The 16,343-nt window shown below is 34.5% G+C and carries 11 protein-coding genes; 6 read left to right on the top strand and 5 right to left on the bottom strand.

The genetic code is table 11. The annotated features are described in order from the left end of the window. The 4 genes from D5R40_RS11250 to D5R40_RS11235 form a co-directional block, all read right to left on the bottom strand. Positions 1 to 2,157 (bottom strand): methyltransferase (locus D5R40_RS11250; RefSeq protein ID WP_124143472.1); only part of this gene is annotated, 2,157 nt, incomplete at its 3' end. A 1,358-nt stretch (positions 2,158 to 3,515) separates the two neighbouring features. Next, the gene (locus tag D5R40_RS11245; RefSeq protein WP_124143471.1) at positions 3,516 to 4,895 is read right to left on the bottom strand and encodes an ABC transporter ATP-binding protein; all 1,380 of its coding nucleotides are present in this window, start codon (positions 4,893 to 4,895) and stop codon (positions 3,516 to 3,518) included. Between the two features lie 578 nt (positions 4,896 to 5,473). Further along, entirely contained in the window at positions 5,474 to 6,325 is an 852-nt protein-coding gene (locus D5R40_RS11240) for an ABC transporter permease (RefSeq protein WP_124143473.1), read from the bottom strand. A gap of 235 nt (positions 6,326 to 6,560) precedes the next feature. Beyond that, positions 6,561 to 7,094 carry a sll1618 family protein gene (locus tag D5R40_RS11235; RefSeq protein ID WP_124143470.1) on the bottom strand — a complete coding sequence of 178 codons (534 nt, stop codon included), beginning with the start codon at positions 7,092 to 7,094 and terminating at the stop codon, positions 6,561 to 6,563. Between the two features lie 68 nt (positions 7,095 to 7,162). Here D5R40_RS11235 and ruvB point away from each other — a divergent pair, with 68 nt between their 5' ends. The 3 genes from ruvB to tilS all read left to right on the top strand — a co-directional run bounded on the left by ruvB (position 7,163) and on the right by tilS (position 10,280). Then, positions 7,163 to 8,317, top strand: coding sequence for a Holliday junction branch migration DNA helicase RuvB (gene ruvB, locus D5R40_RS11230; RefSeq protein WP_124143469.1), 1,155 nt, complete (start codon positions 7,163 to 7,165; stop codon positions 8,315 to 8,317). Between the two features lie 195 nt (positions 8,318 to 8,512). Beyond that, positions 8,513 to 9,058, top strand: a complete 546-nt coding sequence (locus D5R40_RS11225; protein WP_124143468.1) for an NADPH-dependent FMN reductase — start codon at positions 8,513 to 8,515, stop codon at positions 9,056 to 9,058. A gap of 172 nt (positions 9,059 to 9,230) precedes the next feature. Further along, positions 9,231 to 10,280: a tRNA lysidine(34) synthetase TilS gene (tilS, locus tag D5R40_RS11220; RefSeq protein WP_124143467.1), complete on the top strand. Its 1,050-nt coding sequence runs from the start codon at positions 9,231 to 9,233 to the stop codon at positions 10,278 to 10,280. A 586-nt stretch (positions 10,281 to 10,866) separates the two neighbouring features. Here the strand turns inward: tilS and hmpF are convergent. Continuing rightward, a complete protein-coding gene (gene hmpF, locus D5R40_RS11215) occupies positions 10,867 to 12,606 on the bottom strand; it encodes a pilus motility taxis protein HmpF (RefSeq protein WP_124154665.1) in 1,740 nt (579 codons plus the stop codon). Positions 12,607 to 13,535: 929 nt separating this feature from the next. On the opposite strand from hmpF, the gene D5R40_RS11210 reads away from it, so the two are divergent. The 3 genes from D5R40_RS11210 (at position 13,536) to D5R40_RS11200 (ending at position 16,306) form a co-directional block, all read left to right on the top strand. Beyond that, entirely contained in the window at positions 13,536 to 14,759 is a 1,224-nt protein-coding gene (locus D5R40_RS11210) for a response regulator (RefSeq protein WP_124143465.1), read from the top strand. A 646-nt stretch (positions 14,760 to 15,405) separates the two neighbouring features. Then, entirely contained in the window at positions 15,406 to 15,771 is a 366-nt protein-coding gene (locus tag D5R40_RS11205; protein ID WP_124143464.1) for a response regulator transcription factor, read from the top strand. A gap of 16 nt (positions 15,772 to 15,787) precedes the next feature. After that, positions 15,788 to 16,306, top strand: a complete 519-nt coding sequence (locus tag D5R40_RS11200) for a chemotaxis protein CheW (RefSeq protein ID WP_124143463.1) — start codon at positions 15,788 to 15,790, stop codon at positions 16,304 to 16,306. Positions 16,307 to 16,343 lie beyond the last annotated feature (37 nt).

Genomic DNA, 16,343 nt, shown 5'->3' with positions numbered 1-16,343 from the left:
AACTTCTTCCTTCCAACTTCTTCCTTCCAACTTCTTCCTTCCAACTTCTTCCTTCTTCCTTCTTCCTTCTTCCTTCTTCCTACTTAAAGGTTGAGCAACTAAACCACCAGAAATTGGCTTTTGTAAAATATATAAATCTTGCCCATTTGCCATATTACTTTGAGGAAATCTTTTAATATGTTTGAACATAGAAAATATTTCCTGATAAGCTGCTGGTGTATGTACTGCTGAAACAGTATGTTGACCTTGACCATCTACTTCTCCTTGATGGTCTAGATACAAAAATAATCCCTCTTCTCCAATACTATACATTTCAGCTTGATGAGTATTTCCAGTGCGAAAAATATCATAAACTATCGGAAAAAATTGAGGTCCGTGAAGTGTCATAAATAATATTCCACCAGGGCGTAATACTCGATAAATATCCCAGGCCCAAAGATGTTGTAAATCTAAACGTAGGTGAGTGAATACTGAGACAGCATTAACTAGGTCAAATTGATTATTTTCAAAAGGTAATGGAGGTTGAATATTGTTATGTTTGACTGTAGCAAATTTGATATTTTCTTCACACCATTCAGCACATTCAGGAAAAACATCACAACCAAATAGTTTTTGATTGGGCAAAAGTTCTGGTTTAAATGCCATTAAATAACGTCCTACTCCACAGCCAAAATCTAGAATATTCTCAAATTGATGAAAATCAAATCCTGCTTTTTGCAGATAATTTTTTACTGTATATTTTAGGTCATCAAATGAACTAAGAAAGGCTTTAACACTAGAGTTGCCACTAATTCTGAGTAATAGATGGTTTGGTGGTAATAAGACGATGGAATTAACTGGAGAAATATTAACGACTCGCTCTAAATGGAAATTATTAATAATTTTGACCAAGATAACGTCATCTGGGGATAAATGTTCGCTGTTAATGCTGCATGACCATTGATATTTTTGAATTTTGCTTTCGTATTTTGGCAAACAGCTTTTTACTTTTATTCCATTTACTAAAACAGCTACTTCTTCTACTTTTTCTTCAGGATTAATATCTGCTGCCCATCCTTCTATATAAATGTCTCCTGTAGATGTAACTTCGATACTTCTACAACCACCATCAGGATGACAATAAAAGTTTAATAATTTATCTCTTTGTTCCTCAACTTCTCCCTTTTTAACTTCTCCCTTTCCAACTTCTCCCTTTCCAACTTCTGAATTTTGACTTTTGACTTTTGAATTGATAGCTTCTCCCTTTCCAACTTCTGAATTTCCAACTTTTGACTTTTGACTTTTGACTTTTGAATTGATAAAAACTTCTTCCTTTATTACTTTTGACTTTTGACTTTTGATTTTATAACTTCTTCCTTCTTCCTTCTTCCTTCTTCCTTCTTTATTCCACAGAATATATAGATCGTGGTATCCACAAAGACCTTTTTTAATCCGATGCCATTTTGCTTTTCCCTTAGTTGCTTGGTGAATAATTTTACCTACCCATTTTTCTCCTACATAAGTAACTCCATAATCTTCAGTTTTGAGAAAAAGACTTTCACTTTCTGGAGTAAAGTAAATTTCTTCTGCATCTTTTTCTGTCTCTATAGTCATTAAAGATAAGTCATGGGTACTAAAGATTAATATGCCGTTTTCTGTCAACAAACTATATAACTTTTCTAACCAACCACTGAAAGTCTTTTCTGGAGTATGACTAAAAAATGAACAGGCAAAAATGCAGTCAAATTTTTGATTTAGTTGATAATCTTCAGGATGATTAGTTGACACTATCCCTTCTACTCCAAGTAATTTTTTTTGAAACTCTACTGCTTGAGGATAAATATCAGAAATCCAAATTTTATGAACTGGTATTTCCTGAACTAAAAATCTACTAAAACGCCCATACCCACTCGCAAAATCTAGAAAAGAAGAGATATTTTCAAAGCCATCAAAATGCCATTCTACAATTTTTTTAACTGCATCTAATATTCTTTTACCATTAGAAAAATATCGTAGTAGTGCTTCATCAATCTTTCCTTCAGTATTTTTCAAAGCATAGAGATACATTTCATCTTGTGGATGAATATTTACCTTGATTTCTTCAGGTTTTCTCGTTTGGTCTTGAATAAATGTATCTATAATTAGCTGATTATCTATTTCATTTTTTTCAGGATTCATATTTTTAAATAGGTGTTAGGTTTTAGGAAAAGTAAAAATAAAGAAGGAAGTTATGCTTAAGGAAAAATTGCATGAGGATAATCTTCTACACGCCATTTCGTGTCTTATAACCCCAAACAATTTTAAGCACTCCCTTTGAGTAGAAAATTAGATTTCAAGCTTCCCCTTGTAAAGAGGACAAAAAAAGAAAATTCAGTATTTTAAGCCTTCTGCTTTCCTACGGAATGCTGCGCAAACAGTAGGAGGTACTATTAACTGATAACTGAAATGACTGTGGGGTATTAAACCTGCCATACAAAAGATAATTTTACTGTAATTCAATATGCTTCAGAGGAGACAAAAGTTTATCTGATAGAAAGTGTAAAAATCAACGTTTGTACATCACATATTTGCCCAAAAAATTCTTAACTGAACCGTATTGTACTGTATTAATTTTATAGCAGTCGAAGGAAAGATTAACACAGTTCAAAAGTCTAAAACTCAGACAAAGTAATACTTTTCCTTCTTTATCCTTCCTTCTGCTATACATAAGCATAAGAAGAGTATTTTTTATTTAACTTAATAGCAGTTTTCACAAAGGTAGACTACAGAACTTCTGCCTTCTACCTTTAAGCCAAAATATCTGCTTTTTATGTTAATGGAAACTGCTATAATTTACGGCTGTAATTAAAAGTATTTACCGAATAATTAAGGTAAAATGCCTCTCCTTTAAAGGAGAAACAAGCGATCGTTAGCGCAGCTTCCCGTAGGGTGGGATGGCGATCTTCGGAGCGGGTCTGCAAGAACGGGTCTCCTCGCCATATCCAATGGATCAAGAGAGAAAAAATTTTCCTTTTATTCAATCCTGTTCCTTTTAGGGAGAGGTAATTATCAATTATCAATTATCAATTATTGAAATCTACTTTAAAATTAATTTTATTTCTTTCTCCTTCAATAGCTACAATAAAATTTTTCCCACAACTATTTAGCATTAATATACTTGTATTCCTGCTCACTCCAAACTCCTTTGCCTTGCTCTATAGATAGAAACTCTACCTAATACCATTTTGAAAAAAGAATGTTACGAATAATCAGCGTGATTAAAAGACTTTAAAGGAGATGTCTCTTTGACATAAAAGAGAATTTCCTAGCTCAAAACTGGTATTGAAGCCATTTCTATATGACTCCTGACTCCTAAGAAATATCCTAGCTATTTGTAGCAAAAATTTATCAATTTGGTATAACTCCTTTTCTTCTCAGTTATATAGGATTTCTCAGTAAGCGTGAGGTACACTTTTATCTTTACTTCACTATTGCCTTTTGCCTGTTGCCTGTTGCCTAAAACAAACGAATTTTGTACCTTACCAGCATGGTAATTGCTATATAAATGTCATATTTCTAATCTTTAAACTAGGTTCTATTAAAAAGTCAACTACTCCCGTACCACATGAATCACTACAATGCTGCACTCTAAACATAGCAATATCAATACAACGAGATAAATAAGTTAGATGGTCGCCTGCCATACCAACAACTCCAGCATTTAAAAAATATACCCCAGGATTTAGCAAACATTTAAACTTAAATTTAACTATAACTTTCTGCTGTGCTTCTACATATTCTACTGATTTAGTATAACCGTGTAATGATGCTCCACCTAAGTCAAATCCACTCAGAGTTTTAATCAACATTCCAAACCTAACTTTAGATGTAGAGTTAATAAATTTTACTGTATATGTATAGTAATATTCTCGACGATTAATTAAATGATTTACCCTCTTACCATCCAAAGTAATAATATGAGGGTCAATAATTTCCGACCCTTTATTAGGATAATGTATCGTATTTGAAGGTATCATTTCCGGGTCATAAATTTCTTCATATTCTGTTGATTCTGAAATTTTATTTTCACTACTTTGTTCTGATTGAGATGATTGTTCATCTGTTTCTTCATCATCCAAGAAATCCTTAACTGTTAAATTAGGAATCTGACGAATTTCTTCCCTAATTGATGGAATTTTATCAGGAAAAGCATAAATTAATTTCTGATATTTAGATACCACATATTTAGGAGCATGATAAAGCAACATTTCACCATGATCCATCAAAATTGCTGAATCACAAAGTTGTACAACTGTTGAAGCAGCATGAGATACAAATAAAATTGTTCCACCCCTTTCTTGAATGTCTTGAATACGAGCAAAACACTTTCTCTGAAATGCTTCATCTCCCACCGAAAGTGCCTCATCAACTACTAGGATATCTGGGTCAACACTTGTCGCCACAGCAAATCCCAACCTAATAAACATTCCACTAGAATAAGTCTTTACAGGCTCGTCAATAAAATCTCCAATATCGGCAAAACTAGCAATTTTATCAAATTTTTCTTCTATTTCTGATAGTTTTAATCCTAATAATTGACCGTTAAAAAAAACATTTTGCCTACCTGTAAACTCTGGATTAAATCCACTCCCAAGTTCCAACAGTGCAGAAACTCTACCTTGAACTTTTACCGTACCAGTTGTCGGTGTAAGAGTACCAACAATTATTTGTAGAAGAGTACTTTTTCCCGAACCATTCCGCCCCACAATTCCTAAAGTATGCCCTCTTTCTATTTCTATATTTATATTTTGCACTGCCCAAAATTCATCAGCACGACTTTTTCCTGGGAATAGAATTTCTTTTAAACGGTCTACCGGATGCCGATATCGTTTAAAGCATTTAGAAACATTTTGCAGTGAAATTACAGTTTCAGCCATGAATTTTCTGGGAAATATTAATCTTTATTGATAAATGTTTGCTACAAATACCTAAGGTATTTCTTAGGAGTCAGGAGTCAGGAGTTGGGAGTTGGGAGTTGGGAGTTGGGAGTTGGGAGCTAGGATTCGTATGGGAATGGTTTTAATACCAGTTTTTAGTTATATATTCTCTTTTTTCTCAAAAGAACATCTCCTGTAAAATATTTTAATCTTACTTATTATTGCTAAAATTATTTTTTCAAAATTATCTAACACGAATTACCATGCATTAATGCTAAACTTAGGTAACACTTCAATTATTAAGTAATTGACACTAACTTAATAACTTTTTTGATAATTAGCACCCTAGAAAAGCATTAATTATTATTATTTTTACCGAAGAATTAATAATTAAATAATTAAATAATTCAGGTTTAAAGCTTCCCCTTTAAAGGGGAAAAAAATAAATTTTTTCCTTTTAGTCAATCCTCTTCCTTTTAGGGAGAGGTAATTATCCATTATCCATTAATGAATTCTCCCCCACTCCCTCATTCCCCTACTCCCCTGCTCAAGACATAGATAGATGAAGTTATTTTTATTTATAAAACATCTGCAAAAGCAGGACGTAATTTCATGTACACCCACAAGCCCAAATAAAATATTAATATAGATATCAAAGCAGCAATTCCTAACTCTCCCCAGTGTTTAATTTCTCCTACTAAAACCAGGTCTCGATATACTTCAGCGATCGCTGTTAAAGGATTACACCAAAATACCCATATTCGCCAATTTTCAGGAATTACAGATGCCGGATATACTATTGGCGTAACGTAAAACCAAAGATTTAAAATTACTCCTAAAGTCTGAGGAATATCCCGTAAAAATACTGTTAATCCTGCGGTAAAATAACTTAAACCTGCCGTTAATAAAAGCTGCGGTAAAAATACTATTGGTAATAGCCATAATGTTTGATGCAGTACCCCAGATGATATACATACCATTCCTGTTAAAACTATTAATCCAAATGTACTTTCTATAAAAGTTGAAAAAACCGGAACTAAAGGTAGTAAACTAAGGGGAAATACTACTTTTTTGACTAAGTTGGGCTGTCCAATCACAGATCCAGAAGCTTGAGTTAATCCATTAGTAAAAGCTAGCCAAGGAATTAACCCAGCAAATAACCATAATCCAAATGTCACCTTACTATCTTCAGGTAGCCCTTCTAGGTTAAGCTTGACTTTAAGAATAATTGAGAATACATAAGTATAAATTAAAAGTTGGGATAGTTGGTTAAGTAATGGCCATAAATTACCCAGAATTGAGCCCTTATATCTAGCTTCTAAATCTCTTCGTACTAATGTTAATAGTAGGTTCAGATTTACCAACCAATAAGTATTTACCACGGTTAGCCACCTACTAACCCTGCTAGTTTCGCGGACAATTCCTTTCATAGTCCTACTATTTTCCGTTTTTTCCTCTACACCACACTCAAGCAAAATTGCCCATATTAAGTGTATATAATCTACTGTTTCCATCTACTACACAATCAGCAGTTTCATCACTTTTTGCTAGTAGACGGCTACAGTTTTTGAGATTATATCAGGGGATTGCTCAAAATACTCTCTACAAATTAAAGTTATTACAAGATATATGTGGTATATTTAAACATTTAAGCTAATCAAAAACTTAAGAAAGTAATGGTTCAATTGCTTGCTGAATGACCTTTAACTGTTCATCATCGTAGCCCCAACGTTCTAGAAACTGCTTGTAATTTCCCTGGCCAGTAGTTGTACTTTGATATAACTCCTCAATCTCACCTTTTAAGCTGGGAATATCCACGCTTTTAATTAGTCTTGTGGTTCGCGATCGCACTGTTTCTGATTGGGAGGCTGTCTCCTGGTCTTGATTTCTTTGATGATGGACTACCATTGCCGAACACATGGCCAAATTTTTGACTAATAATTCTGTCACTGTTTCTGGAGATGATTCCAGCGCTCTAAATATTGATGGTGAGGGATTATCTGCTAAAGGTCTAGAGTCTGTAAGATAACTAACGAAAAATCCTCTAGCACCATTTTTACTCTTGACTAAATCTCCAATTAATGACCCTATTTTATCTTCCGATAACTGGCCTGTTTCTATCTCAGACATTATTTCTTGAGTTAAGGCGATCGCTTCTTCAAATGTTAAATTTTCCGGTACAGATAATGATGTTGTCATAGGAAAGGACAATTAATTAAATCAACTCTTTGTATCATAATAGGGATGTTAGAACTCATTTCCCAGTTATGGCCATAATATCTTCCAAAAAACAATCTCCACAACCAGAAAGGCCAGATAAAAACATTTTCTTAGCCTCAGAAAGTAAAAGTTCATATAAAACCAAAAAATCAAAATCCAAAAGTGAAACAGACGAAATAGAAGCTTTATTAGAAGCACAGACAACTGCAGAAGACAAAAATAATAGTAACAACGAAGAAAAAATTCGACCCCAAAAGTTAGCAGAATATATCGGACAAAAAGACCTGAAAGAAGTATTAAATATTGCGATTTCGGCGGCTAAATCGAGGAAAGAACCTTTAGACCATCTGCTACTTTATGGCCCTCCAGGGTTAGGGAAAACTACCATGTCTCTAATATTGGCAGCAGAAATGGAAGTTAACTGTAAAATTACTACCGCCCCTGCCATTGAAAAACCGAGAGATATAGTAGGTTTGCTAGTAGGTTTACAAAAAGGGGATGTTCTCTTTATAGATGAAATTCATCGCCTTTCCAAAATGACAGAAGAAATTCTATATCCAGCGATGGAAGATTTTCGGTTAGATATTACAGTGGGTCAAGGTAAAACTGCTAAGACTCGGAGTATTCCTCTCAAACCTTTTACTTTAGTCGGAGCAACTACCAGGGTAGGGTCTCTAACTTCCCCCCTGCGCGATCGCTTCGGAATTATCCAGAGGTTACGTTTTTATGAGGTTGATGAACTGAGTCTAATTATTCTCCGAGCAGCAAAACTTTTAAATACAGCTATTACAGAAGATGGTGCTGAAGAAGTTGCCCGTCGCTCCCGGGGTACGCCTCGAATTGCTAATCGTTTACTTCGACGGGTGAGAGATTATTCGGAAGTGAAAAAGTTGACTCCTGTAAATGCTGAGGTAGCAAGTGAAGCGTTAGAGTTGTTTAATGTTGACCCTCTAGGTTTAGATTGGACAGACCGTAATTTATTGAGGACGATGATTGAAAATTATAATGGTGGGCCTGCTGGTTTAGAGACAATGGCAGCAGCGACAGGAGAGGATGCTCAAACTATTGAGGAGGTTTATGAGCCATATTTGATGCAAATTGGGTTTATGCAGCGTACTCCTCGTGGTCGGGTTGTGACTTCTGCAGCTTGGAGACATTTGGGTTTTACTCCGCCGGATGAGCAGTTGAGTTTGAAGTTGTGAAATAAAAGTCAAGCATAGAGTGTGATTAATTTTGTCCAGTTACTCACTTTAGAAAAACTTTTCCGTTTGTCATGCTACGCAAACAGAAATTGTCTTGCAGATAAAATCTATCAAGTACTACCAAAATTGACGTTCTATCGTTTCATTTGCTATGAATATGATTTAGCAGAAATTATTATAATTTAGTCAAAAATCATGGTAAAAATCGTGGGAATTGGAGGTAGTTTGCGGTCTGCTTCCTATAGTCAGCAAGCTCTAGAAATAGCAGTTAAGAGAGTAGAAGCTCTCGGTGCAGAGGTAAATATATTGGATTTACGATCGCTTAATCTCCCTTTTTGTAATGGTGAGGATGATTATTCAGAATATCCAGATGTACAGCTACTCCGAGAAACAGTTAAGCAAGCTGATGGTCTGATTTTGGCCACGCCAGAATATCATGGTAGTGTTAGTGGTGTTATGAAAAATGCCCTTGACTTGATGAGTTTTGAACATTTGGATGGAAAGGTCGCAGGTTTAATTAGTGTTTTGGGAGGTCAATCAAATAGTAATGCACTGAATCATTTACGATTAATTATGCGATGGGTTCATGCTTGGGTTATTCCGGAACAAATTGCTATTGGTCAGGCTTGGAATACTTTTTCTAGTGATGGTAAATTATTGAATGAAAAAATATCGGAACGTTTTGATAAATTTGCTCAAAGTTTAGTCGATCATACTCGTAAAATTAGAGGTTGTAGTTAGTTTTGCTCGTCAAAAATTCATTCAAGATAATGTTAATGGTGAAATTTAACTGTTGATTACTGAAGATTACATTTGAAAACTGTTATAAAAAAAATACTCTTGCAAATTAACCTTCTTTAAAAATAAAATTTCTTCTTTCTTCCTAATTTCCAATTATCTCTTTATATACCCAGTGAATCAATCTCCAAATAAAAATTGGACACCACTACATGACCAACTACATAAAACATTACGTCAACGAAAATTATTACCAGAAAACCAAAGAATATTAATCGCAGTATCTGGTGGTCAAGATTCCATAAGCCTAACTAAGTTACTGTTAGATTTACAATCAAAATGGGGTTGGTATTTAGCAATAGCTCATTGTGACCATAGATGGCGATCGGACTCAGAAGCTAATGCTAATTATGTGAAAAATTTAGCAACAAATTGGCAACTGCCATTCTTTTTAGCAGTAGCAGACCGAGTTTATCAAAGTGAAGCGGAAGCTAGAAAATGGCGTTATCAAACTTTAAGTAAAATTGCTTTAGAGTCCAATTGTCAATATATCGTAACTGGCCATACAGCAAGTGATCGCGCAGAAACTCTCCTATATAATTTAATTCGTGGTAGTGGTACTGATGGACTACAAGCTTTGACTTGGCAACGCCCTCTGACAGAAAATTCCTCTTTATTACTAATACGTCCTTTATTAGAAATTACTCGTAGTCAAACAGGCGACTTTTGTCAAAAGCAAAAAATTGGTATTTGGGAAGATTCTACAAACCAAGATTTACGTTATGCTCGTAATCGTATCCGCCTGGAATTATTTCCTATGCTACGCCAGTTTAATCCTCAAGCTGAACTAGCACTGGCACAAACTGCAGAAATACTAAGCGCAGAAGTAGATTATCTTGAAAATGAGACAGAAAAGCTATTGGAGAAAGTGACAAGGATGGATATAGATATAGATAATCTGAATATTTCTGAGCTTGAGTCTCAACAGGTCCAATATATTAACCGTTTAGTATTACGCGAAGTTCCTCTAGCATTACAAAGAAGAGTAATAAGACGTATTTTACAAAAAGTTTTACCTATTCATCCTAACTTCAGTCATATTGAAAAGCTAACAAATCTAATTGATGCTCCGAACCGTTCTCAAACAGACCCATTTCCTGGTGGAGCGATCGCCAAAGTTCGACATCCTTGGATTTTATTATTCTATATAGGGAATAGGGAATAGGAAACAGGGAAAGAAAAACATAATAAAAAAGATTGAATTTTTAGATTTTATGGAAGATTTTTTTATTGTAGGAGTAAATCACAAATTTAAGATGTAACTACTTTCACTTCTGCCTTCTGCCTTCTTCAATTTGATAACCCAGCATCTATTACCAAAAAATGAGGTCCAAAGCCTCCCCTTTTAACTATGCTTTACCCACATCTTTCTTAACACAAAGCTTGAGAAAATAGACGAGTTATGGATAGTTATTGGATCGGCTTTTTCAGGAGAAAAATGTATAGAAAAATACTTTATTTTTGACAACTTCAGTAGTTTTACTTAGCTAAATTGATTTTTTCTCCTTTCTCCCCTGCTCCCTGCTCCCCTGCTCCCTACAAGGGTTTCAAGACTTATGGGTAAGGGATAGCCTTTTAAGGGGATGAAAAAATATTCAGTTCAGTATTTTCCTCGCCTCCGGCTTTAGTGGTCGGTACTGATAACTGATAACTGAAATGACGGTGCTTAAAATTGCTTGGGATTTGTAGACACTGAGTGGCGTGTCAAAGACTATCCCCATACAAATTTTCCCTTCTGCCTTCTGCCTTGTTCAATCCCGTTGACCAATTATATTTTGAAGGACTTGCTGTAACTGCTCCACCTGTGTCCCTATATCCTGTACTTGATTTAGTTCTCCTACTACTTCTTCTAGTTGCTGCTTGAGTTGTTCAAGATAATCTTGCATAGGTAACATAACTTCCTGATAAATAGCTCCACTTCCTCCCTGTGAATTTGCCTTCTGCTTTTCTCGTAAACTCGACTCTAGTTGTTCAATTTCATTTTTTTTCGCTTCTTGTTGCCGAGTTTGACTATTGATAATTTCTTCTTTTCGGGCAACATCTGTTTGTATTTTTTGAATTTCAGCTTCTAAACTTTGTAAATTCTCTGTCAGCTGCTGCCTTTGAGCATCAACCTTTGATAGTGTAGCCTTTAAGTCTATTTTGTTTTGCTGTTGTTGGCCAGAAGAACTACCTAATCTGCGCCAGAGAACCTCTTGATGTTGACTTAATATTTCTTGCCTTTCCTTAAGATTTCTTTGGGAACCGACTAAAGATTCATTTAACATTTTGTAACAGTCTTGTTCATCTGAAAGCTCTGACTCTAAGCTAATTCTGTCATATTCAGTAGCTTGATCGATTCTTCTTTGCAAAGCATCCATTTCTTGCTGCTGTAATGCTAATTCTTCTTCCTGGTCTTTAACAAAACTCATATCTCTTTGCAAGTCTTGTTGTAAACTTTGAACCAGTTGCTCTAACTCATTAAGAGAAATTTTTTCCAGAGCTTCAACATCTACTTTCTCAGAAATACCATCATTTTCCAATGCTGTTGATAGATGACTCAGTTGCTCATAAAGTTGTGTCTGTATCTCTATTTGACTATTCAATACTTGACGATACTCTTGCTTACTTGCCAATAAAGTTTGTTGCGACCTCCATTCCGAAATCAATTCGGCTAAAGACTCCTGGTCTTGTCGCCATTCTACCCATTGGTTTTGGACATGACTAACCAAACTTTCTATATTTTCCTGTTGTTCTTCACTAGAATTAGTATTTGGCAGTTCTTTCCGCCTTTGTTCATGTTGCTCTAGACTTTCCTGTTGAGAACTAACTATTTCTAAAGACTGACTTAACTTTTCTCCCAAAAGATTTGTCGGAGCGATCGCCTGATTCAACCAAGTCAGTACATCTCGAATATACTGAGATTGATCTTCATCTAAAACTGCCCCTTGAGAAAATTGTCCCTGATTTTGGTTAAACTCTTCTTGTTGTTTGTGTAATTCTAAGCGAGTGGCTTCTAATTCTTCTCGATATTTTTCTATCTGTTTCTGAAGTTGCTGAGATGCTTCTTGAGCTTGACTAATTTCCTGACGTTGTTGCTCCAACCTATCAATTTCCGCTTGTAGTTCTTCAAGCTGTTCTTCCTTAGCCTGCAATTCCATTTCTCTACGATTCAATTCTTGGGCCTGAAAAGTTAGAGAAGCTTTCCATTGCTCAATTTCCTCCCATTGTGTCTTAGATTTTTCTTGAGAGCGAGAGAAATTTTGCAGAATTTTCACCAACTGACGGGCAGCATCTTGAATTTGCTGCACCTGCTTACTATTGTTCAAATCTACTAACACCAATGAACCAGGAGAAAATTCCTTAGCTTCATCAGCTGGAATAACTTCTTCCCCAGGTACAGCCACCCAATTATGTTCACCACGCTGAGAGGCTAGTAGCTTCAAATCAGTTTTACCCCCACCTAGACCAAAACCACTTGGTCTTTTTTGTACTTCTGCTAAATACAGCACAATGTTATCCTCTTGAGGTTTCTATGCTAAAAGCTTGATTTTTGTAGTTTTTTATGTTACCAGTAAAGCAAATACTATATGCTATACTGCCTTAAATTTAATAAATATTAATTTTTTTTTACTTATAAGTTTTACTACAATAATATAAGTTGATCGTAAGTATTCTATCGTTCCTTAACTTTAATTAAGATACTATTGTTTTAGGTTATAGGCAACCCATTAGTATAGTCAAGATACTTTTAACTGAAATTTTTTTTTCAGAATCTAGTTTATTTCTTTAGTTATTATTATATAATAGAATTATATTACTTATTAATTGTATTTGTTAAATTTAGTAATAAGTATATATATTATTTTTGTACATCTACAAAAATCTTAATTTAAGTAATAAAAATTATATGAACTATATTTTAATAAAATGTTGCTTTATTAGGTTATATCTAAAAGTTAGGAATCTAAAGTAGAATATTAAAGCAAGGCGTATGTATAACTATAGCTTATTAGGCTTTGAAATAATCGATAGGTAGGTAGTATTAAGCTGAAAATATATTACTTTAAAAATTAATAATCGTAAAAAACTATGTTCCAAAATTACATATTTGTGATTTTTTTAAAAATCAAAATAACTGTAAAGGTAACATAAAGCATAGCAATACCATATAACTTTAGCTCGATATACTTTATAAGATATGATCGAACTTTGGCACTACTGCACAAATGCCTTATGATATTTAGACATCCGCGCTTGAGACATAAGTAGTCAAGTAAGAGTATAGTTTATATAGTTTTCCCTAAGATAACATTAACTATCTCAAAGCTTATTCTTATTGATTATAATACTTGCTTGTTTTTGAAAAAATGAGAGGGTATATTAATCTTCCCTAGATATATTATAAATTGTTCATCAAAAGTTATATTTTACAAGCTGCATGCAGGGAAATTTGAGTGAAATTGATATCCGCAGCATCCTGCAACTTATAGAGTTAGGTCAGCGAACTGGTGAACTGTTTGTGGAATCTTACAGCTCATCAGTTAACAATAATGTTGCCGAACCCCAACACCACTTCCCCACAGAACCATCTTGGTTTGTCTTCTTTCTCAATGGTAAAATAATCTATGCCACCCAAAGTGCGGGTAGCTTATCTCGTTTAAGAGACTATTTACGTCGCTACAAAGCAGATCAAGAGATTGACAATATTAAAGTTCCTTCTTTTGCGTCTGTTCATGCACCTGAATATGGATATTTATGGGCTTTTCTGGAAAAAGGAATTCTTACACCAGCTCAGGGACGTGGAATTATCCATAATATGGTTCGTGAAACTCTCTTTAATTTACTAAGTCTTCGTCGAGGATCATTTATCTTCGATCTTAGTCCAGCTCTCACACCTCAGTTAACAACCTTTGAAATCAGCTCGTTGTTGGCCAAAATTATCAAGCAAATACAAGAGTGGAATCAGTTTTCTCCATATATTCACTCTGCTGAACAGTGTCCAGTCATTGCAGATCCAGCTCAGTTACAGAAAGCATTACAACCCCACATATATAATAAATTAAAAAATTGGTCAGATGGCCAGACATCTATGCAGCAAATTGCTAGATATCTAAACAGAGATGTATTAACAGTAGCCAAGGCTATTTATCCATTTGTGCAAAAAGGGATAGTGCAACTAATTGATCAATCTTCAGAAACAAGCACGATCAAAAAACCAAAGCCATTACAACGAGAAACAAAAATTCAGAAAGTAGTGTGTATTGATGATGATGTAATTATTCGGGAAAAGGTTGAATTAATTCTCAATCAGAATGGTTATAAAGCAACCAGCTTAAGCGATCCTCTCAAAGCATTAGGTGAAGTATTTCTGATGAAGCCAGACTTAATTCTATGCGATATTGCTATGCCTGAACTAGATGGCTATGAAATTTGTGCAATGCTACGTAACTCCACAGCATTTCGTCAAACACCTATTATTATGCTCACTGGTATAGAAGGGTTTATAGACCGGGTTAAGGCCAGAATAGTTGGAGCTACGCACTACTTGACCAAGCCTTTTGGAGAAAGTGAATTACTAATGTTGGTAGAACAGTACATTGGACCAGGAATAGCCATAAACTATCAAGTTGACAAAACTTTTTCAAAATTTCAAAATACTTAATCCATAATCAGAAAATCAAAGTAATAATCTGTTCGAGATTAGAGTTAGGAAAATATTTATGACAAAATTTACATTTAATTTGACTTTTGACTTAAATACAAAAACAAGAAAATTTGAAACATTTTAGAGATATACACATATTTTATAGAAGATTGTCAAGAGGAAATATAATATCATTTGAAGTACCATTGGCTACCATCTGAATTTTAGTCAGCGGGCCAAAAGCCTTGATATTAGAACTTAATACAGACAAAGTTTCTGGTTCAACTATATTACATTAAGCTAAAGAGAATAGTGATTAATTGTCCACTATTAAGTTGTCAAATTAAAGTATAATATCGATCTTATGCAATAAAATATGTATTGAATTTATACATAACTATCATAGCTAAATATACACCTATCTAGGTGATTATTATAGCAAAAAACTCACTTATTAAGTAGATAAAACCAGTTAATAAATACCAATACTGTGATCATAAATCAGATTTACCAAAAAGTTAAATTTTGAACCAAATAGATATTTATTGCTGGTTATAAATCTAAATTAATTCAGCTAGGGCAAAAAGCCAATCTAGAAAATGTTAATAAATATATATGTTTTAATTATCCATAAATCCAAACCAAAGCTATCAGGTAGAAAAAAATGAGTAAAGTTCTAGTTGTAGAAGATAGCGTTACCCAAAGAGAAATGATTTCCCAACTTCTCAAAAATAGTGGATTAGCAGTTACTGTAGCTAATGATGGAGTAGAAGCTTTGGGACGACTTAAGAATACTAAACCAGATATAGTGGTACTAGATATTGTGATGCCAAGAATGAACGGGTATGAAGTTTGTCGGAGGATTAAATCCGATCCTAAAACTAAGAATATTCCAGTAGTTATGTGTTCTTCTAAGGGAGAAGAATTTGACCGTTACTGGGGCTTAAAGCAAGGTGCAGATGCTTACATTGCTAAACCATTTCAGCCCACAGAACTGGTAGGAACAGTTAAACAATTGTTAAGAAGATAGGAAATTGTTCAAAACTATGGTTGGAAATCAAGACTTTTTACCAGGCCAAGGTACGGGGATTCAAGAACTAGAAAATCCTGAAGGAGAACTTCATCTGCGATTTTATCTACCTTCAGGCAATGAGTTCGCTTTACCAGCAATGGATATTCGAGAGGTTATCTCTCAATCTCCAGAAGGTATTACAGTAATTCCAAATGTTTCTCCTTTACTTTTAGGTACGATAAATTTAAGGGGACGAGTAATTTGGGTAGCCGATTTAGGTCAATTCCTCGGAGATCAAATCCCAATCAATACAGATAAATCTGAGATTCCTGTAATTGCAGTAGAAGACCAAGACACTATATTAGGATTAGCAGTTGAACGAATCGTGGAAATGGAGTGGCTTGACGAAAAGAAGCTAAAAATGTCCACAAATATTGCAGATGGCATGGCTCCCTTTTTAAAAGGAGAGTGGATTTTTGATGAAAAGGGAGAACAGGTTTTAAGATTACTGGATCAAGAAGCAATTATTCGTTCGGCTCGATGGGCAGCCTAAATAAAAGTCAAAATTGGTAAGTCAACATAATTGTTTG

The sequence above is a fragment of the Okeania hirsuta genome, assembly GCF_003838195.1.
Classification (GTDB): Bacteria; Cyanobacteriota; Cyanobacteriia; order Cyanobacteriales; family Microcoleaceae; genus Okeania; species Okeania hirsuta.
Note: the sequence above shows the minus strand (reverse complement) of the source record. Positions and strands in the feature narration are given on the sequence as shown.